The 19,920-nt window shown below is 53.0% G+C and carries 19 protein-coding genes; 8 read left to right on the top strand and 11 right to left on the bottom strand.

What is annotated here, in order from left to right:
- The first annotated feature begins 15 nt into the window (after nucleotides 1–15).
- Together V3851_RS17560 and V3851_RS17555 are read left to right on the top strand one after the other, a co-directional pair.
- Nucleotides 16–1,320, top strand: coding sequence for an ABC transporter substrate-binding protein (locus V3851_RS17560; protein ID WP_331847857.1), 1,305 nt, complete (start codon nucleotides 16–18; stop codon nucleotides 1,318–1,320).
- Between the two features lie 122 nt (nucleotides 1,321–1,442).
- Entirely contained in the window at nucleotides 1,443–3,455 is a 2,013-nt protein-coding gene (locus V3851_RS17555) for a beta-galactosidase (RefSeq protein ID WP_331847856.1), read from the top strand.
- Here the strand turns inward: V3851_RS17555 and V3851_RS17550 are convergent.
- The 7 genes from V3851_RS17550 to V3851_RS17520 form a co-directional block, all read right to left on the bottom strand.
- The gene (locus V3851_RS17550) at nucleotides 3,446–4,555 is read right to left on the bottom strand and encodes a Ger(x)C family spore germination protein (protein WP_331847855.1); all 1,110 of its coding nucleotides are present in this window, start codon (nucleotides 4,553–4,555) and stop codon (nucleotides 3,446–3,448) included. The genes V3851_RS17555 and V3851_RS17550 overlap by 10 nt on opposite strands.
- Nucleotides 4,548–5,630: a GerAB/ArcD/ProY family transporter gene (locus V3851_RS17545; protein ID WP_331847854.1), complete on the bottom strand. Its 1,083-nt coding sequence runs from the start codon at nucleotides 5,628–5,630 to the stop codon at nucleotides 4,548–4,550. Before V3851_RS17545 ends, V3851_RS17550 begins: the two co-directional genes overlap by 8 nt.
- Before the next feature lie 9 nt (nucleotides 5,631–5,639).
- The gene (locus V3851_RS17540) at nucleotides 5,640–7,124 is read right to left on the bottom strand and encodes a spore germination protein (RefSeq protein WP_331847939.1); all 1,485 of its coding nucleotides are present in this window, start codon (nucleotides 7,122–7,124) and stop codon (nucleotides 5,640–5,642) included.
- 166 nt (nucleotides 7,125–7,290) lie between these two features.
- Nucleotides 7,291–8,022 (bottom strand): HAD family hydrolase, encoded by a 732-nt coding sequence (locus V3851_RS17535; RefSeq protein ID WP_331847938.1) that lies wholly within the window; start codon nucleotides 8,020–8,022, stop codon nucleotides 7,291–7,293.
- Nucleotides 8,023–8,101: 79 nt separating this feature from the next.
- Nucleotides 8,102–8,947: a TPM domain-containing protein gene (locus V3851_RS17530; protein ID WP_331847853.1), complete on the bottom strand. Its 846-nt coding sequence runs from the start codon at nucleotides 8,945–8,947 to the stop codon at nucleotides 8,102–8,104.
- Nucleotides 8,944–9,594 (bottom strand): LemA family protein, encoded by a 651-nt coding sequence (locus V3851_RS17525; protein ID WP_331847852.1) that lies wholly within the window; start codon nucleotides 9,592–9,594, stop codon nucleotides 8,944–8,946. Before V3851_RS17525 ends, V3851_RS17530 begins: the two co-directional genes overlap by 4 nt.
- A gap of 239 nt (nucleotides 9,595–9,833) precedes the next feature.
- Nucleotides 9,834–10,757, bottom strand: coding sequence for an AEC family transporter (locus tag V3851_RS17520; RefSeq protein WP_331847851.1), 924 nt, complete (start codon nucleotides 10,755–10,757; stop codon nucleotides 9,834–9,836).
- Nucleotides 10,758–10,844: 87 nt separating this feature from the next.
- Here V3851_RS17520 and V3851_RS17515 point away from each other — a divergent pair, with 87 nt between their 5' ends.
- The gene (locus V3851_RS17515; RefSeq protein WP_331847850.1) at nucleotides 10,845–11,684 is read left to right on the top strand and encodes a GNAT family N-acetyltransferase; all 840 of its coding nucleotides are present in this window, start codon (nucleotides 10,845–10,847) and stop codon (nucleotides 11,682–11,684) included.
- Between the two features lie 6 nt (nucleotides 11,685–11,690).
- Here V3851_RS17515 and V3851_RS17510 read toward each other — a convergent pair whose 3' ends face one another.
- Together V3851_RS17510 and V3851_RS17505 are read right to left on the bottom strand one after the other, a co-directional pair.
- Entirely contained in the window at nucleotides 11,691–12,146 is a 456-nt protein-coding gene (locus V3851_RS17510; protein WP_331847849.1) for a threonine/serine exporter family protein, read from the bottom strand.
- Between the two features lie 25 nt (nucleotides 12,147–12,171).
- Entirely contained in the window at nucleotides 12,172–12,930 is a 759-nt protein-coding gene (locus tag V3851_RS17505; RefSeq protein WP_331847848.1) for a threonine/serine exporter family protein, read from the bottom strand.
- A gap of 234 nt (nucleotides 12,931–13,164) precedes the next feature.
- Between V3851_RS17505 and V3851_RS17500 the strand changes: the two genes are divergently transcribed.
- The 4 genes from V3851_RS17500 (at nucleotide 13,165) to V3851_RS17485 (ending at nucleotide 17,957) form a co-directional block, all read left to right on the top strand.
- A complete protein-coding gene (locus V3851_RS17500) occupies nucleotides 13,165–14,253 on the top strand; it encodes a GGDEF domain-containing protein (RefSeq protein WP_331847847.1) in 1,089 nt (362 codons plus the stop codon).
- Between the two features lie 160 nt (nucleotides 14,254–14,413).
- A complete protein-coding gene (locus V3851_RS17495) occupies nucleotides 14,414–15,754 on the top strand; it encodes a spore germination protein (RefSeq protein WP_331847846.1) in 1,341 nt (446 codons plus the stop codon).
- Between the two features lie 2 nt (nucleotides 15,755–15,756).
- Nucleotides 15,757–16,851 carry a GerAB/ArcD/ProY family transporter gene (locus tag V3851_RS17490; RefSeq protein WP_331847845.1) on the top strand — a complete coding sequence of 365 codons (1,095 nt, stop codon included), beginning with the start codon at nucleotides 15,757–15,759 and terminating at the stop codon, nucleotides 16,849–16,851.
- A complete protein-coding gene (locus V3851_RS17485) occupies nucleotides 16,848–17,957 on the top strand; it encodes a Ger(x)C family spore germination protein (protein ID WP_331847844.1) in 1,110 nt (369 codons plus the stop codon). The genes V3851_RS17490 and V3851_RS17485 overlap by 4 nt, the downstream gene beginning before the upstream one ends.
- Nucleotides 17,958–18,031: 74 nt before the next feature.
- Here the strand turns inward: V3851_RS17485 and V3851_RS17480 are convergent, their stop codons facing one another.
- The gene (locus V3851_RS17480) at nucleotides 18,032–18,343 is read right to left on the bottom strand and encodes a hypothetical protein (protein WP_331847843.1); all 312 of its coding nucleotides are present in this window, start codon (nucleotides 18,341–18,343) and stop codon (nucleotides 18,032–18,034) included.
- An 81-nt stretch (nucleotides 18,344–18,424) separates the two neighbouring features.
- Nucleotides 18,425–18,601: a hypothetical protein gene (locus V3851_RS17475; RefSeq protein ID WP_331847842.1), complete on the bottom strand. Its 177-nt coding sequence runs from the start codon at nucleotides 18,599–18,601 to the stop codon at nucleotides 18,425–18,427.
- A 234-nt stretch (nucleotides 18,602–18,835) separates the two neighbouring features.
- Between V3851_RS17475 and V3851_RS17470 the strand changes: the two genes are divergently transcribed.
- Nucleotides 18,836–19,840, top strand: coding sequence for a LacI family DNA-binding transcriptional regulator (locus tag V3851_RS17470; RefSeq protein WP_331847937.1), 1,005 nt, complete (start codon nucleotides 18,836–18,838; stop codon nucleotides 19,838–19,840).
- The last annotated feature ends 80 nt before the right edge of the window (nucleotides 19,841–19,920 follow it).

The following is a 19,920-nucleotide window of genomic DNA, read 5'->3' as shown; positions in this document are numbered from 1 at the left end:
GGGGAAAATAAAGTCATGAACAAGAAGCGTTCTTTGGTTCTCTTGTCCGTACTGCTCGTAATGAGTATGCTGCTTGCTGCTTGCGGCGGCAATAAAGCGAATACGGGCACTGCCGAAAACGGCGCGGGAAATGCCGCAAACAGCGGTGAAGTGAAAACGGTTAAAATTTTTCAGTTCAAAACCGAAATCGTTGAAGGCTTGAACGAGCTGAAAGTCGAATTCGAAAAAGAATATCCAAACATCAAGCTCGACATTCAAACGGTTGGCGGCGGCGCGGACTACGCGGCAGCGCTGAAAACGAAATTCGCATCCGGCGACGCTCCTGACATCTTCTCGAACGGCGGTTTCGCGGAACTCGATATGTGGCAGGATAAAATCGAAGATTTGTCCGATCAGCCTTGGGTAAAAGACCTTGTGCCTTTGGCGGCAGAACCGATGACAAAAGACGGTAAAGTATACGGTATGCCGATGAACCTTGAAGGTATTGGCTACGTTTATAACAAAGATTTGTTTGAAAAAGCCGGTATCACGGAAACTCCAAAAACGATCACCGAGCTGGAAGAAGCCGCTAAGAAGCTTCAAGCTATCGGCGTTACTCCTTTCGGCAACGCTTATCAAGAATGGTGGCTCCTTGGCAACCAAGGGATCAGCACCGCATTTGCAAGACAAGACAACGTCGATGAGTTCATCAAAGGCTTGAATGAAGGAACCGCATCGATCGTCGGCAACCAACAATTCGAAAATTGGAGCAATTTGCTTAAACTTACGGTACAATATGGTCAAAAGAATCCGCTCACAACAGACGCTAACACTCACTTGGCCTTGTTCGCCAACGGAGAAGTTGCTATGATGCAAGAAGGCAACTGGGCGCAAACGCTTGTTGACAACATCACGCCGGATATGAACATCGGGATGTTCCCAATGCCGATCGACGATGATGCCGAGAAGAACGACAAATTGACTGTAGGTATTCCGGCCAACCTGGTTGTCAACAAAGAGTCCGCATCCAAGGAAGAAGCCAAGACGTTCTTGAATTGGCTCGTAACTTCCGATATGGGTAAAGAATATATCGTTAAGAAGTGGAAATTCATCCCTGCTCTGACGACGATTCCGGCATCTGCCGAAGATATCGGCCAGCTCGGCGCCGACGTGAAGAAATATGTCGACGAGAACAAAGTCTATGGTCTGCAATCTTCCAAATTCCCTGACGGGGTAACCCAGGAATTTGCCAGCGTGATCCAAGAGCTCATCGCGGACAAGACCGATGTGAACGGCTGGATGACCAAAATGCAGGCGGCATGGGACAAGCTGAAAAAATAAATAAAGTCATCTTAGATTAACGATATGGCAGACTGTTTCCGCTCCTCGTTTTTTACCGGGGCAGCCGGGAGCAGTTTTGCCATTTTTCCGTTACATAAAACGAATGGGGGAAAATGATGATCATGTGGAGGAAGCAGGACAACACCGTTCAAATTGGCGTCGATTATTACCCGGAGCAATGGGATTCTTCCCTTTGGGAAGAAGACATCCAATTAATGAAGGTGACGGGGGTTCGGGTCGTTCGCGTAGCCGAGTTTGCGTGGAGCAGGCTGGAGCCCTCTTCCGGCATTTATGAGTTCGATTGGCTGGATAAGGTGCTCAATTTGTTTCACAAATACGGTATCGGCGTCGTGTTGGGGACACCGACCAATACGCCTCCGCGCTGGCTTACGGATTTAAGGCCGGATATTCTGCCTGTGTCTGCCGACGGCAGCCTCCATCACCCGGGCGTCAGAGGGCACCGCTGCTATAACAGCGAATCGCTCCAGTTGTACGGATTAAGGATCGTGGAACGGATGGCGGAACATTTCGGCGAACATCCGGCCGTGATCGGCTGGCAAATCGACAATGAGTTCGGTATGACCGATTGCCATTGTTCGCGCTGCAGCGCCAGATTCAGCGAATGGGTAAAACGGAAATACGGAACGCTGGCGGCGGTCAACAAAGCATGGGGGACAGTCGTTTGGAGCGGCGAGTACAGCGAATGGAGCCAGATCGGCGCGCCGCTTGGCGGGTCACCGTTTCAGAATCCGTCTTATTTGCTCGATTATGACCGTTTCCAATGGGATGCCGTAACCGAATTCCAACGCTGCCAGATTGATATGCTCCGCAGGCTTTGCCCGGGTCATTTTATTACGCATAATTTCCACAGCTATCCGCAGCGCCTTGATCTGTACCGGCTCGGCAAAGACCTCGACGTCGCTTCATTCGATTATTATCCGAACACCTCGCCGGATAAACAATCAACAGGGCCGTATAGCGGTGCGTTATCCCTGGATTTGACCCGTGGGATCAAGCGGCGGAATTTCTGGATTATGGAGCAGCTAAGCGGGCCTCCCGGCTGCTGGTTTCCGATGTGGAGAACGCCGTACCCGGGATTTATCCGCGCCTTTGCCTGGCAGGCGATCGCCCGGGGCGCCGATACCGTCGTCCATTTCCGCTGGCGGAGTGCCGTGGCCGGAGCCGAGCAATTTTGGCACGGGTTAATCGATCACAGCAATGTGCCCGGCCGAAAGTTTGAGGAATTCGCCGTCCTTTGCTCCGAAGTGAATGCGCTCTCAAATCAGTTGAAGGGCACTGAGCTGAAGCATGAGGCGGCGATCCTGTATTCCCCCGAACAACTGGCGGCACTTCGGATTCAGCCGCAGGCGGAGGGCCTGGATTATTACGAGAACATCAAGGATTACCACCGGGCCTTGACCAAGCTGGGGATCGGCTGCGACGTGATCGACTGGAATGAACCCCTGGACGGGTACAAATTGATCGTGGCTCCGGGGCTGTACTTAATGAATGAAGAAGCGGCGGCCCGGCTGGAGAAGTTTGCGGCGGATGGGGGATCCTTGGTGCTTACCAGCCGAAGCGGAGTGAAGAACATGGACAACCAATGCGAAATGATGCCGCTGCCCGGCCGTTTGGCCCGCTGTGCGGGCATCGTCGTCGAGGAATACGATCCGATCGGCGGCGATATCCACAGCATCGTCGATGCGGACGGCCGGTCTTTCGAATGCAGCCAGTGGTGCGACCTCGTTTCCCCGCGCGAAGCGGATACCTTGATGCGGTACGGCGGAGATTTTTACGCGGGCAAACCTGCGGTGACCGTAAACGCCTTTGGCCGGGGACAGGTGTATTATCTCGGCACACATGCCGAGGAATCCTATCTGAAGCGGCTTTTCTTTAAAATTGCCGGCAGGCAAAAGCTGACGATGTTCCCGAATTTGCCCGAAGGAGTCCAGATTACGATCCGGTCCGGCAAAAACAAGCGGTTCATGTTTGTCCTTAACTTATCCCGGGAGTCCCGTAAAGTCACCTTGCCGGGAGCATATCAAAGCATCCTTTACGAGGAGCCGCGAGGCCGCGAGCTTGAGATGGAACCGTATGGCGTTGATATATTGGAGATATCTAGCAATCAGTCATAGTAATTGCCGAAATTTTTGATCAATAATTTGGCGTGGACTTGGATATCCATGTTGGCGTAAATGTCGTCCCAATGGGCATCCTTCCACGCCTTATACCCCATTTTGTTCCGGACATATTGGCCGATGCCCAGATTGTCCGTACGGTGTTGCTGCAATTGTTTCACGACCCTTTGACCCTGCCGTGAAATAAACCCGCTTAAAGTTTCCTCCAGTTTGATTCTGTCCGAAGTGCTTAATTTTAAATTCCCATTGTATTCTATCAGCCCACCCTCCAATTTAATGTAGATATCCGCCCGGTACTTTCCGTCTGCGCTTCTGCTAATCCTGACCTTTTTTTTACTGTTAATGGCGTTCAGCGTTACGGACTCTACTTCAGGTATGCCCACAACGAGCGTAGTTTCTCCCTTGCTAAGATTCCCGTACATTAAAGAAAAATAAAAGATATCCTTCGGTTCCAGCTTATTTTCGTACTTATCCTCTTGAAACAAGGCGATTCCGCTGATCTCCAGGTCTTTTCCTCTTTGGCGCAGCATGGTCGCAATCGGGTCCTTGCCATCGTCGTAGTAATCGCGCAAAAATTGATGCAGCATAATGTTCGGCGTCGCTTGCGTCTTGAACTCTTTTTTGATCAGCCGGTCAATGTATTGTGCCGTACGGGGATGCTCGGGGTAGTCGCCGGAAATGATTTCGTGAGCCGAACCTTCCACGATGACCATTTCTGTCCGTTTTGAAATCGAGGCGTCCCGCATCAGCGTGTCCATGTACCTCCGCAATCCCCCTTTGGCCACTCTGTCGCTGAACAGAATCGTCCGGGCTTGTCCGCTAACCAGGTTCCGGCTAATCCGCCGGGACAGGTTGTTCCGCGCTTCCTTACTGCTATAGGCTTCACCGGTCAACACTTCGTCTGAAGAGCGGCTTTGATTGGCTTCGTTGACGACGAGCGGAATGCTAAGGGTAATTTGGACTTTTCCCGCCTCAGCCGCATCATATCCGACAGTGCGTATATACCCGATCCTTTCCAGAATATGTTGATCTTGGCTGCATCCCGCAAGCAGCAGGCAGGCCGCGGCCGCTCCTAACAGCATTGTTTTTTTAGGCATGGACTTTCTTTCCTTTCCTCAGTAACAGCGCCAGCAATGCCAGCAACGGAAGCAGGACCGCGACGCCCATTTGGAAATAGGTAACTACGTCAAACCATTGTTCGACGACGATCAGCGCTTTTGGGATATAGGAGACGGCAAAGGTCGCCGCCAGCAATATAAACGTTATCCATTTCCAATTTAATTTGGGGAGTATTTCCTTGAACACCGTTTGGCTGGACCAGTAATACATGGCGGATGTATTTAAAATAGAAAGCAAGAAAAAGCTGAATAGAAAATTTTGTACCCTTTCGGCGAACGGGAAGTGCAAATATCCGAACATTTCAAGTAAAGGAAAAGACAGATGGGTCAATTCTTTATAACTAAAAAATCCATAGCATAAAATGGTGACGAGTAAATAAATGATCGCGGTGAATGCGTTTGAGAAGTGAAGGTATTTCAGCCATCTTTTGCCGCTTTCCGCGTAAGGAAACAGAAAGATAGCCAGCTCATACCCCATAAAGGCACTGAATACTTTTAGGAGGCCCCGTCCCATATCCTTGCCCTCCTGAAAAAAGAAAGGAGTCATCCGGACAGGGTCGAAGCTTTTGAAAATTTCGAAGGCGAACGGGATCATGAGCAGTGTTAGCGTCAGAAAAAAGACGTTTGCCTTGGACATATTGTAGATCCCTTTGGTCACGAGCAAGAAAACAAGAATATCGATCACCAGCTTTAGTAGCATATCCGGGGTTTGCGGGAAGATGAGCATTTGGTACATCAGCGAATACTGCTTGACAACCAGGCAGCCCACCATAGCTAATGCGCAGCCGATCACGAAATATAAAGGTATTAGCAGAAAGCGGGGCAGTCCCGACTTTAAAATAGTAAACACCGATGCTCCGCCTCCCAAACGATAGACGGAATTAATCAGCACTATATTTAAAGTGACGATAACGAACATGATCGGCAAGATCACCCATCCGTTGGTGCCGAAATGGATGGCGATCGTACGCGGAAGAATGAAAAGCACCACACCGACCTGCGTATTATGAAACAGCATGGCAATCTGAAGTGGGCGAAGTTTTTCCTGTGACAACGGGATCACCTATTCCTTCATTTTGTTGGGATATTTGTCTACAGGACGCGGCTGGCTTGGACGCCGGCGCAGCGACCAGAACGGCCCGCGAATAAAAATATCTTTCCAATCCACAAATTTGATCGGAGCGGCCGGGATCGTATAAGGCGCTCCCAGGCTGGTCAGCTTCGATAAATGGATGAACAGCAGGGCTAGGCCGGTCACAAACCCGAAATTGCCGAGCATGCCCGACAAAATAATGAGCCCAAACCGCAACAGCCGGATCGAACCGCTCATGACATAACTGGGAATGACAAAGGAGGCAATCGCGGACATGGCCACGGCAATGATCAGAATATTACTCGTAAATCCGGCTTCCACGGCCGCCGTCCCGATCACAATACCGCCTACGATGCCGATCGTTTGGCCGATTTTCGTCGGCAGCCGCGCCCCGGCTTCACGCAAGAACTCAATGGTTGTTTCCATCAACAAAGCCTCTATGATTGGAGGAAAAGGTACCCTGCTTCTTGATTCCGTCAGCGAGGTCAGCAAATTCTCCGGGATCATTTCGTAATGGTAAGTCGTAATGGCGACATAAAGGGAAGTCAGGGATATCGTGATAATGAATGCGAGATAACGCAGCAATCTCAAGGCGGTGCCGACCACCCAGCGATTGTAATAATCGTCCGGCGTCGTGAAGAATTCAAACAGCGAAGACGGTGCTATGATTGCTGAGGGACTTTGATCCGCAATCACTATGATCTTTCCTTCATTCAGCTTGGAGATCGAAATATCCGGGCGCTCGGAGGTTTGAAACAGCGGAAAGAGGGAATTGGGAAAATCATCGATCATTTGTGTCAACATGGTCCCGTCATACAAACTGCTGAATTCAATGTCCTTAATTCTTTCACTCATCCGGTCGACATATTCCATATTCGCAATCCCGTCGATATAAAGCACGCAAACCGCCGTTTTGCTCAATTCGCCGACCCTGTATTGCCGGACCTTTAAGCGATTGCTTTTTAGCTTCCGGCGGATTAACGATAAATTCGTGTCCAGGGTCTCGGTAAAAGAATCATGCGGACCGGTGATGGCAGTTTCGGTTTCCGATTGCTCAATACTTCTTTTTTCCGGGCCAAAGGCGTCGACGATGTATACGCCTTGAGGCAGAAAAATCGCGATGCCTCCGGCAAGAATCTTCTGTACGGTGTCTGTCGCATCGGTGGCAGGGACGAATTTTGATTCCCCAAGCAGGCCGTCCAGTTCTTCCTTCCTGATATTTTGCAGCGGCCGGAGAACTTCCCGTTCATATAACTGGAGGTCGATTTGATGGCGGAAAAAGAGCAGCTCCGCCTCAAGGACGGGAATCGTATAACGGATCAGGTCCTGGCAATCCCGAAATTCTTGCAGTATCGTCCCCACTGTCAGCGGACCGGACACCTGCGGCTCTCCCTGGGGGAATTTCTCCTTAGGCTTATTCACGGAGCTGAACTTTTTAAAGAATTTGCCGAACATCGACACGACATGACTTCCTCCTCCCGATTCAACTACTCTGGTATTATGCGGAATTTTTGGAATATCATTCGGAAAGCATCACAAAAAGCCCGCCCAGCCATTTACGACATGGCATGGGCGGGCTTGGTTTGTTGTAGCAATGGCCGAAGCGGATCCGTCCGTTCAATCAAAGCGACGGCAGGAGCAGTTGCCTAAGTTCCTCGTAGCTGTTCGCTCGGAAATGCGGCTTGTGCTCCGATTCGGGCTGCGCGTTCCGGTGGTTAAACCATAGGACATGCCAGCCGGCGTCCAGGGCTCCGACGACATCGTTCCGCCAGGAATCGCCGATATAATAACAGGCTTCAGGCGGGAAATTCAGCTTGTCCGCCACATGGGCAAACAACCGGCGATCCGGCTTGGTGAAGCCGACGGCTCCGGAAATGTAAATCAATTCGGGGGGAATCAAATCCGCAAGCCCAAGCGCGGCAATCTTCTTCATTTGGTGCTCGGACGGACCGTTCGTAATCAGTCCGACGGTGCATTCCCGGCCTAATAGATCTGAAATCAGGGAGCGGGCCCCGTCGAACAAGCGGATATCAAATTGGCGGCTCAGATATTCGGCCTGCACCTCGGCAGCTTGCGCGGCGGATAATTCGAGGCCGAACTCGGCCAGGGAAAGGATAAACCGGCGGGTCCGCATCTCATGCAGAGCGCGCCCCTGTGTCGGTGTTCCGCCCGCTTGGGCGGACAAGGTGTCGCTATAATAGCGCATACGGTGATAGGCGGGGGCGTACGGGAAACCGTCGCCTGTGCCAAGTACATGCATGAGAGCTTCACGAAACGGAATCAAATGATCGTAAAGCGTGTCGTCGACATCGAAGAACACCGCTTTCGGCGGCGGTAATACAAAACCATTCATATTCTGCAAGTTTCTCTCCTTTGGCGGAAATCGGGTCGGGTCCACAGAATATTATAACTGGAAAAGGCGGCCCGCGGTATCAAAACCTCCGGCTCGCCCCCCCGCCCCCGGAAGAGCCGCCGCCCCCACCGCGAAATCCTCCGCCTCCGCCGCCAAACCCGCCGCCGCCCCGTCCGCCGCGTCCGAGCATCGCGAGCAGGAACAGAGTCATCGTGCCGCGGAAGAAAATAAAATCGACCGCAAGGAAAAGAACGATGAACAGCATCCATCCGAGCGATATATTCCTGCTCCCGGTTTTCCCGCCGGCTCCCGCGGGAAGGGACACGTCCTGCGGGGCGAGCTCATCTTCCACGCCGTATTCTTTGGCGACTTCATTGTAAAGCGTTTTGTAAGTTTCAACGATCGCTTCGCCGGACTGGCCATTGACCAGATAAGGAATCGTAACCTGGTCGAGAATTCTTCCGACCTTGCCGTCGGGCAGCGCCCCTTCAAGCCCGTAGCCGACCTCGATCCGCAGCGGGCGGTTGCCCGGTTCGCCGTCCTCCATGGATAGAAGCAGAAGGACGCCGTTGTTCTGCCGCTCGCCGCCGAGGCCGTATTGCCGAAACGCCTGCAGGGCGTACTCTTCCACGGAGTAGCCCTCCAGGCTGGGAACGGTAAGCACGGCGATCTGGGCTTCGGTCTTGTCGTCCAGCGCCCGGCCGAGCCGGTTCAGCGCGGCCGCCTGCTCGGCGTTCAGCAGCCCTTCGAAATCCTGAACGTAAATATCGCCCTGCGGCTCCGGGATAGCGGGAGCTGCATAAGCCCGGGAAGCTCCCCACAGCAGCGCCACCGCCAACAGAAGGGCAAACGCCGGCTTGAAATAGCCGGAACGGGACCGGAGCGGACAATCGGGCAGGAGCGGCTGCTTCTTTGCCCTGGTCATGTCCCGAATGTGCCGGCTCCGGCCCATGGCGCTTCCCTATTCGGAACGTTAAACGAAGTATTGTTCCCCGTTCCGAAATCCACCTCCGGATTGGTTCGCGATTCCGGCGTTGTTTCGAAATACTCCCGCGTCTCGAACCCCATCATCCCCGCCAGTAAATTGCCGGGGAAGCGTCTGCGCATGTTGTTATAGCTGGCGACCGCCGTATTGTAATCGTTCCGGGCGACGGCAATCCGGTTTTCCGTTCCGGCGAGCTCGTCCATCAGCTGCGTAAATTGGGCGTCGGCTTTGAGGGTAGGGTAATTTTCCACCACCACGAGCAGGCGGCCCAAAGCGCCGGACAATTGCTGATCCGCCTGCGCAAGTTCATCGGGCGTGCGGGCCCCGCCAAGCGCTGCGCGGGCATCGGCGATCGCTTGAATCACTTCTTTTTCATGCGCGGCGTATCCCTCCACCGTACGGACCAGATTCGGAATCAGGTCGTATCTGCGCTGCAATTGGACATCGATTTTGCTCCATTCCCGGTTTACGGCTTCGTCCGCGGCCACGAATTTATTGTAATTTCCCGCAAACAGGGCAATGAGAATCAAGACGACGGCGATGACGATAATCAGCGGAATCAAACAGCCTTTTCCTTTAAAATTCACGAATTCCCCTCCTGGCATCCTACTTACGATTTATCCGGCTTCTGTTATTACTTCTCCATACTTTTCTCCTTATGCAAGGAAACTACACCCATGCGGGCAAATTCCTGCTAAGATCCAGTTTTATAAGAGGAGCGGTGGATGAAAAAAAGAAATTCCTGCGATTGTGCAGCCATATTCAGACCATTTCCCCGCGAAAGGGGAATAACGCCCGAAAAAAATGCACATTTACAGGAATTTCGTTATCCTACATATTTGGCCAAAGAGATCAACGCCGTAATGGTAATAATATTGAGCAGCGTGGAGATCAGCACGGTTTGGGAAGCGAAATCGGGTTCATTGTCGTATTCTTCGGCGAGGATCGTACTGTTGACGCCGGTCGGCATGCCGGAAGCGATCAGCAGCGCTTGGGCGGGAATGCCCTTCAGGCCAAGCAGGAATACGAGCAAAACGCCGATCGCCGGGCCGGCCAATAGGCGCAGAACCACGCTGATATACACATCGGCACGGTCCAGCCGCAGCGGATACTTCACGATTTGCGCCCCCAGGGTGAGCAGGGCGATGCTGACCATTGAGTCGGAAACGTAGCCGAGCGGCTTGGACAGGAATTCGGGCAGCGGAAGCCGCAGGAAATGGAACAACAGGCCGAGAACGAGCGCATAAGGGACCGGCATTTTCAGGAAGCCGATGAAGGCCGCTTTCAAAGTTCCGCCGGATTTGGCCCGCTGCACCGACATGACACCGTACGTGAAGGTGACCAGGCTTTGAAAAGTCATGATCAGGGCTTGAAGAGAAGAGGCCAACGGATCGCCCTTGAAAGCCAATTGATTGATCGGCAGGCCGTAATTGCCGGAGTTGTCGAGAATCAGGCTGTTCGTGAAAGCCGCCTTCATCCCGGGGCTGAATTTGCGGCTCCGGCTGACAATTGCGCTTACGGCATACAGAAGTATGACGTACAGGACATAGAACAGCGTGACATTTCCGAGCAGTTCCGCCGACATCTCCGCTTCGTACATGCTTAGGAACACCACGGCAGGGGTGATATAATAAAAATTGATTTTGGCCAAGGTATACAGATCCAGGCGAAATGCCCGCTGCATCAGGGCGCCCAGTCCGATCAGCACGAAGATCGGCAGCACGACGTCAAGCAATATTTGAGCGATCATTCTTGATGTTCATCTTCTTTCCGTTCTGAAGTTACGCATTCCATTATAACATGACCATTTGGATAGAGAAGAGAGGAAGAATCATAGATGAGTGTACCCCATCCCTCAAGGTTAAGCGGGGCTTTGTCCGAGGTGGAACGAATCGTCGCCCTGGAAGCGGAGATGACGCAGTTTAACGCCCGGCGCGCCTTGTCGGCCGAAGAGAAAAATTTGGAGCTCAGAAAGCTCGGTTCGACAACGCTGCTGATCGAACCGGGCTCGCCGGATTCGAATTACTATAACCGGGTGATCCGGTTCGGCCTGACTGATCTGGACCTGCTGCCTGAAATATTGGACATATACGAACGGTACGGAATCTCTCCCTGCTTCGATATGACGCCGGATCTTCAGGGCCCTGAGGTGGCGGAAGCCTTGATTTCCTGCGGCTTTTTGCCCTGGCAGCAGCTTGCTTTTCTCTCCTTGGACTTAAGTGGGGGGACCCGGTCTCCGAATTTGGCGGACGAGGAAGCCGGCCAAGTGGAGTTGGTACCGGTAACGAAAGATAACGTGGAGTTCTTTCTGGAACTGGTCGGCCGCACCAAAGGCGAAACGGGCGTCGACCGCGGGCTGGTCGCGCGGAAGAAAGGCTATTACTGCCTCCCCGAATTCATGAACTGGATCGCCCGGATCGGAGGCGAAGCGGCGGGAATATGTTCCTTGTTTCTTCGCGGCGGGGAAGGTTATTTGGCGAACGATTATACATTTCCGGAATTTAGAGGCCAAGGCTGTCAGTCCAAGCTGATCGCGGAACGGATCCGGACCGCCCGAAGCCTGGGAAGTACGCGGCTGTACGTCGATGTCGAATTCGGCGGCACGAGCCATGACAATATGCTGAAGGCCGGTTTCTCCACCGTATACGTCAACACCTTCTGGATGAGGAAATTATAGGCCGGCTCAATTGCCGCGACGCTTTACGGGCAGGCGCCCCGGAATTCTGCGGATAATCATATTCAATACCTCGGACAACACGAGGCCGATGGCGATCGATCCGGAGATCAGGAACGCCTGGGCGGCAAGCTGAATCGCCATATTATAATCGTTCTCCACGAAGTTCCGCATCGCGTCATAGGCCAAGCCGCCGGGAACGAGCGGGATGATGCCCGAAACGCTGAACAGGATGACCGGCTTCTTGTAGGCTCTGGCAAAGAATTGGCTGATCACACCAACGATGAGAGTGGCCGCGACGGTGGCAAAGATCGTATCCAGGCGGTAGCCGAGCAAAATGTAAGCGGCCCAGCCCAGCATCCCGGAGAAGCCGCATTGGAGCAGCGTTCGTCTAGGGGCGCTGAAGATCATGCCGAAGGCGGCGGAGGCGATAAAGCTGGTGAGCATATGCATAGCCAGATTCATGACAGGTCAAGCCCTCTTTTCACGGTTATAAAGTAGTAAAAACAACGGCGATGCCGGCGCCGATGGCAAACGCCGTCAGAAAAGCCTCGGCGCCCCGGGACAAGCCGGAGACAAGATGTCCGGCCATCAGATCCCGTACGGCGTTGGTGATCAGCAGCCCCGGCACGAGCGGCATGACGGAGCCGATAATGATCTTATCCAGATGTGCTCCGATTCCCGCTTTGATGAACAGCGAGGCGATCAGGCCGATCAGGAAAGCGGCGATGAACTCGGCGAAAAATTTCACTTTCACGGCCCGGTTCAGCAGAATAAACGACAGAAAGCCGATTCCGCCGCAAATGACTCCCGGCAGCATATCCTCCCAGCCTCCCCGGAACATCCAGGTGAAGCAGCCGCTCGCAATCGCCGCCGCGGCGATCTGCACCGGAACCGGGTAGGCGTGCCGGGAGGTCTCGATCTCCGCCAGCATGCCCCGGGCTTCGGCGGCGGTTACATCTCCGCTGCACAGCTTGCGGGAGATGTCGTTGACGGCAGCCACCTTTTGCAAATCGGTCGTCCGCTCGACAATCCGGATGAGCTTGGCCCATCTCATCTCCCCGGATTGGAACACGATTCCGGTCGGCGTGACATAGCTGTGCGAACCCTTCAGCCCCAGACAATCGGCCATCCGGGTCATCGTATCCTCTACCCGGTAGGTTTCCGCCCCGCTCTGAAGCATGATTTTGCCCGCCATCAGGCATATCTCGATAGGCTCCTGTTCGTCAGGCGCCTTCGTGTCGTTCATCGCCTTTTCCTCCTTCTAACAACTTATGTCATTATAGCATGAGCCCTCCGAAAAGCGGAACAAGGGATAGGGGGGTATCAAACGATGTAGAATTATGTCGAATTAAATCGAAAATTACGCGAAAATATGACAATTTAGTGGGGTCGCTTCCTTATATTTATGATATGCTAATCATGTTCGCCATTTTTTGGCGCCTGCATATGGCAGGTTTGATTAAAGTCGAGAGGTAACCTTATGCTGCAGGGCTTGATTAACAACTTTACGCTTCTGACCACCTTTTTGTTCTTCGGCAATATGGTCTGGGACAAACGTCAAGCGAGCCGTCCGAACGGGAACTCGGGGACCGGGCTAATACTCGGCCTTGTGCTTGGCCTGTTCGGGGTCGGACTCATGTACTATACGTTTCCGATTAACGCGACGGTGGTCGCCGACTTGCGCCAATTGCCGATCCTCATTGCCGTCTCGATGGGAGGGTGGGTACCCGGCGTGATTACAACCGCAATTATCTTTTTATATCGCTTATTCCTGCTAAACGGTTTGAATATGGCTTCGGTTTGGGGAGCGGCGAATGCGCTGGGGACGCTTGCAATCGCGCTTTCGCTGCTGAGGGGCCAACATCTTTCGCTCCGCAGATGGGCGTCCGCCCTGGGCCTCACCGCAGTCTTGTCGATGCTGATATTCACATTCATCCTCCCGGGGGAGAAATGGGGTCCCATCGCTGTTTTTGGCCTTGTATTTATTGTCGGGGGCTCATTCACGTTCATCATGCTGCATTATCTAAAGCGATCTGGCGAATCCCTGCGGATTATGCGCGAAGCGGCGCACCGCGATTTCCTGACCGGCCTGTTCAATTTGCGGGCCTTTGAAATTATGATGGAGCAGAAAATCGCTTATTCCGACCGATATAGGATTCCTTTCAGTTTGCTGTTGGTCGACATCGACCACTTCAAGCAGGTCAATGACACTCACGGGCATCCTGCGGGCGATGCCGTATTGTCCCAAGTCGCCGCCGTGCTAAGGGATACGTTCCGTCCGGGGGACCACATCGCCCGGAAAGGCGGAGAGGAGTTCACCGTGATCGTGGACGAATGCGGCGCCGACAAGATCGGAATTGTCGCCGAGCGACTGAGGCGCAATATGGAGGGCACCCGGTTTGTTCTGCCGGACGGCAAAGAATTAAAGATTACCATTTCCGCGGGGAGCGCAACCTATCCGGACGTTCCCAGGGAATGTCTGATCGAGCGGGCCGACCGGGCGTTGTACCGGGCCAAGGCTTCCGGCAGAAACCGGGTTTGCACAGCATCGGCCGATGAAGATGAATAAAATAAAGGGCTGTTTTCCGTCAGGGTCCAAGATGACTCTAGGAAAACGGCCCTTTTTATTTTCGGGAGCCGTGAAAGCCAAATCATGAATGGGAAGTTACCATGGTTGGCAAAATAGGCTTGAATCCATAAAGAAATTACCGGAAACAGGGGGATCGCGGATGGTTAGAAAAGGAAGCGGAGAGCTGTCTTTATGGCTTGCGGACCAACTGTCCGACCAGATTGACTTTGAGCAGCTTAAACTGGGGCCCTCCAAGGAGGTCGGGCTTCAATACATGCGAAGCCTGACCAATTCCGATACGGTGAAGCGATATGTAGTCGTGCCGAGTTATGAACTGAAGGATGCGAAGGCATTTGAGGAGTATATCGCCGCTTTTCCGGGAACGGTCCGGGCCGAGGATCGCCGGACGGCGATGGAATATGTCCTGAAAGGATTTGCCATGCTTACTTTCGCTTCCCGGTGCTATTTGGTCGACGCGGTTAAAGTGGAGTCGAGCGGGATCGGCGAGGCAATGAACGAGAGTATCGTCCAAGGTCCGCGCGATGCGTTCAGCGAAAATATCGAGACCAATATCAACATGGTCCGGCGCAGGTATCAGTCTCCGACCTTAAAAGCCGACATGCTGACGGTCGGCAACATCTCGCGGACCACCGTCGCCATCTTGTACGATGACGCCCGGGTAAACCGGCAGGTGCTGCGGGAGATGAAAAAGCGGATCGAAGCCGTCAAGATCGATATATTGCAATCCTCGGGCGAGATGGAGAAATATCTCACCAAGGAGCGCTTTCGTGTATTTCCGACGATGATCGTGACCGAAAGACCCGACCGGGTCGTGTTCAATCTCGCCGAAGGCAAGGTGGTCGTTCTGATCAATTCCAACGGGTTTGCCATCATCGCTCCGACCGTGTTCAGCGATTTCTTCACGGCGATGGACGACAAGATCCAGGTTCCGATGGTCGGCTGGTTCCTGAAAATCACCCGCTATATCGGGTTGTTTTTGACGCTCACTTTGCCCGGTCTTTATATTACGTTTGCTTCCTACAATCCGGAAATTCTAAAAGCGCAGATCTCTCTCCTGATCGCGGGAAGCCGGGCTGGGGTTCCTTACCCGTCCTTTATGGAAGTCTTCCTGATGCTGCTGATGATGGAGTTTCTGACGGAGGCGTCCTTGCGTTTGCCGAAAGCGATCGGCCCAACGGCCACGACGGTCGGCGGTTTGATTCTCGGCCAGGCCGCCACCCAGGCCGGACTGGTCAGCAACATCATGATTATTCTCGTTTCCGCCGTGGCGATCTCGAACTTTATCATCCCGTTAAGCATGATGGGCTACACCATCCGGGTGATCAAGTACATTATCGCTGTACTGGCGATCGCCTTTGGGCTGGTCGGAATCGTCATTTCCGTCGTCGGCTTGATCTTGTATTTATCGGGGCTTCGCAGCTTCGGTCAGCCTTATATGAAGATGCATGTGCTGGAATTCAGGGCAAAGGGAGACCGTTGAGAATGCTGAACAGCAAATACTTCTACTACTTATTTCTGATCAACGCGCTGATCAATATTATTAACTATGTCCCCCGCACCCTGATCAACGACAGATTTGCCGGGGCGCTGCCGTCCATATTCATCTCCATGGTCGTCGGAACAATGCTGCTCTACGGGTTCGCCAAAACGATAAGCCATTTCGGAGGGAAGGGGCTTCCCGAGATTTTTGCCGAACGCTTCTCCAAAATCATTTCACTGCCGCTGCTGATTCTTTACTCCGGACTTTGGTTCGTCGCCGGCATAATCACGATGATTTCTTTCGTGGATATCACCGTACGCTTTGTCAGCCCCGATATTTCACCCTATGCCGTCATCATCGGTTTTTTGCTGGTGGTCAGCTTCTTTGCCCATTTATCCGAGGAATCTATCCTGTACGCCCTGGAGACGCTGTTGTTTCTGTTTACTCCGATTATTTTGTACATATTGATCAAATCTCTTCTAAGCCCGGATTTCAGTTGGGACGCCGTAATGCAGGTGATTACTTATATGTGGACGAAGCCGAAATACGGAACCGTTGCGGCCGGTACCTTTATCTTTTCCGGTTACTTTAATCTGGCGATTTTCAACCGCTGTTTTAAACGGCTCAATACCAGGTATATTTGGACGATTCCGATTACGGGACTAATGATCCTGCTTGTAACTTTTCTAGTTCCGATCGGTTATCATGGGACGATCGGCGTGGAGGATCATATATTCTCCTGGTTTTCCACTGCCGATTCGATTCGAATGGAGCTTTTCATCATCGAACGGTTGCTGTTTTTGTTTTATACCATTTACTTGGCTCTTTCCCTGGTCAGCGCGGTAATCCATTGGCATGTAGGACTGGAGTTGTTTAAAGGGGCTTTCGGTCCCAAAGAGGGAAATTCTGGCTTCAAAAAAGCGGACTGGTGGATTCTCGGCTCCTTTTCGCTTCTTACCGTGCTCATCATGAGCCAATTGGATCAGGAGCGGCTGGCCCTATTCGGTCAGTGGTTTTTGAACGTCCGTCTGGTGGGTGAATTTGCTCTGCTGGCCGTCATTCTTTTTGTAAGGATAAGGAGCGTTAAAAAAGCATGAAAAAATCACTTCTGTTACTGTCTATTATCCTGGCCTCCACGTCTCTCTCCGGCTGCCAGTTTAAAGATATCGACAAAAGAGCGTTCGTGCTGGCGATCGGCATCGACCGCCCGGAGAATATCGAAAAGCAAAGAAAATATGAGGTAACACTCAAGATCGCCGTTCCTGAAGGGGACCCGGCGAAGCGCAGCCAGGCGTCCATCAATATCACGGAAACTGCCGAAAGCGTTCCCGAGGCGATCCGTTTAATGAAATCTAGAATCGACAAGGAGATCGATTTCAGCCATTGCAAAGTAATAGTTTTCGGGGAGTCTTTTGCCCGCGACAATTTGACCCCCATTGTTGACTGGTCTTCCCGCCGTCGCGATATTCAATTGATTATGCTCTGCGCCATAGGGGTTCCCAACGCGCGGAAGGTGATCGAAACGCAGCCGAGAAACGAAAGACTGCCGGGGAACGCGCTGATTCTGTCGCTGGGCAAAGAAGGCTCCGAATCTCCTTTTACTTCTACCGTGTATTCCTTTGACTTACGCCGGAGGGTAAAGGAACGTGGAATTGATCCGATCATGCCGATCGTCGAGGCCAGAAACCCGGATTTGCTGATCTCCGATAAGACCGCTTTGTTCAACAAAAAAAAGCTGGTCGAAATTCTTACCACAAACGAGACAAGATTGCTGAATCTTTTACGGTCAAGCAATTTTCGCACCAGCTTTCACGTTATGGCAGAGGGCACCGCGTTCGACTATAATCTGGAGACGTTTCATTCCAAATACAAGATTAAAGAAAGGCCAAACGGACAAACAACCATCCAGTATCGTATATCGGGGAGAGCGGTCACGGAAGAAAGCGAGTCCGGCGTTCCGGTGGACGCGGCAATGATGAAAGCCGTCTCCAAAGCGGCCAGCGAAAAGCTGGAACGGGACGTCATGCAATTGTTCAAAAAGATTCAGGCTTCCGGATTGGACCCTTTAGGTTGGGGACTCCGCTATTCGTCGCGGCATTGGAATAACGAAACCGAGCAGCAGGACTGGGAACGGCTTTATCCCGGGCTGGAGTTTCAAGTGAATGCCGATCTGGAAATCAAGTATACCGGGATGATCCTTTAAACGAAGCAGGCGGAATAAAACGGGCCGCCCCACTGACTTAACCTTGGGGCGGCCCGCTTCTTCATTTTCTAGGATTACCGGGTCTCGTCTCCGTCGAAGCCGTTCAGCAGATCGGTCCCGTGCATGGCGTCAGGGTCGGGAGCGACCTGATCCACGGGAGTGTCCCGCTCGATCTCGTCCGCGTCGGGGACATCCGGCAGCGCCGTGTCCGCCAGGTAATCCGCATCACCTTCCTCCCCGGCTCCCCGCTCGCTGAGGCCTTGGGTAATCCTGGTGTCGTGCGGGAGCAGATCATCGCCGGGAATATCGTTCTCGGCCCGGTTGTCCCGCTCCAAATTGTACCGCTCGTAGACAAAATCTCCTTCGGTTTTAGGAAAGTCCGGCATAGGATACCGTCTCCTTTCGGGTGATGAATTTTGCTATTTGGAGTTTGCCCCAAATCCGGCGTTTCAAGCACCGGGGCCGGTTCAAAATTTCGGGAATACGTATTTCACGAGGAAATAGAGAAACCCGAAGAACAGGATGATATAGGCCGCATACTTAATGAAGGTCGATGCAACCATGCTGGGCTCGGATCTCTTCTGCACATCTCTGCGTTCCACATCCACATTGCTGTTTTCATTGCGGTCGCGAGGCTCATACATCGGATAATCCTCCTTTGTTCTCCCGTTCCGCCCCCGGTCAAGCTTGCCGGCTTGGCGGCCCGGCTCCGTTTGCTACTTAATAAACGCTACAAGGCGCGGTGAAACAAGCGGATTCCGTAGGGATCAAGCAAGCGTGCTTGTCGATTTGCAGTTGACTTTGTCGCGGGGGGACGGCTACAATTTCACATGAGTCCCCCGGATTGCCGGGCCATAAGAGCGGAGTTGAATGTGCAAGTGATCACGATTTACGATATAGCGAAAAAAACCGGTTTTTCCCCAACCACCGTGTCGAAGGTGTTTAACGATTATAGCGACGTGAGCGCGAAAACCCGGCGCAAGATTTTGGAGGCCGCCGAGCAGCTCGGGTATTTGCCCAATGCGCACGCCCGTACGCTGACGACCAAGCGATCCTGGACGATCGGCGTGCTGTATGTCGAGCCGTCGGGGGCAGGGATCCTGCATCCTTATTTTGCCGGCGTGATCGAAGGCTTCAAGCAGGTGGCGACCGCGAGAGGCTATGACCTGATGTTCATCAGCAAAGATATCGGCGGGAAGAAAAGAAGCTATCTGGAGCATTGCAAAATTCGCGGGGTGGACGGGATCGTCGTCATTTTGCCGGATTATGCCGATCCTTATTTTCTGGAGCTGCTGGATTCGAGCATCCCTTGCGTGCTGCTGGATCAGGAATCGGAGCTCAAGAGCACCGTCTGTTCCGACAACTTGGAAGGCAGCTTGCGTGCGGTAGAGTATCTGTACCGTCTGGGACACCGCAAAATCGCACATATCGGGGGCGGGGATACCTTCTCGGGCAATAGGCGGCTGCAAGGCTATATGCAGGCAATGGAGAAGCTGGGCCTGCCGGTCAACCCGGAGCATGTCATCCAGGGGAGCTTCGATTACACGGTGGAGAGCGGCCGAGCTGCGATGGAACAGCTGCTGCGGGCGGGCGAACGGCCTACCGCCGTCTTTGCCGCCGGCGACAATTTGGCGCTAGGGGCCATGATGGCGTTGAAGGAGCGCGGGATGAAGGTTCCCGGGGACATGTCCGTCGTCGGGTTTGATGATATCGAGATGGCCAAATATTTGACGCCTTCTTTAACAACGGTCCGGCAGGATACATACGCCCTTGGCAACCGGGCAGCCGACATGTTAATCTATACCATAGAAGGCGGGGAAGGGATCCGGACGGATATCCTTCCGGTCGAACTGGTCATCAGGGAGTCCTGTCGTTCTCTCTAGAGTCCGCAGGCTCCGTTTTTTCGCTCTTTTTCGAAACCGGTTTCGATCAAGCTGTTATCCTATTTTCTTCTAAGGAGAGG

This window comes from Paenibacillus haidiansis (genome assembly GCF_036553665.1).
GTDB lineage: Bacteria > Bacillota > Bacilli > Paenibacillales > Paenibacillaceae > Fontibacillus > Fontibacillus haidiansis.
The sequence above is the reverse complement of the archived record's forward strand: the minus strand, read 5'-3'. Positions and strand labels throughout refer to the sequence as shown.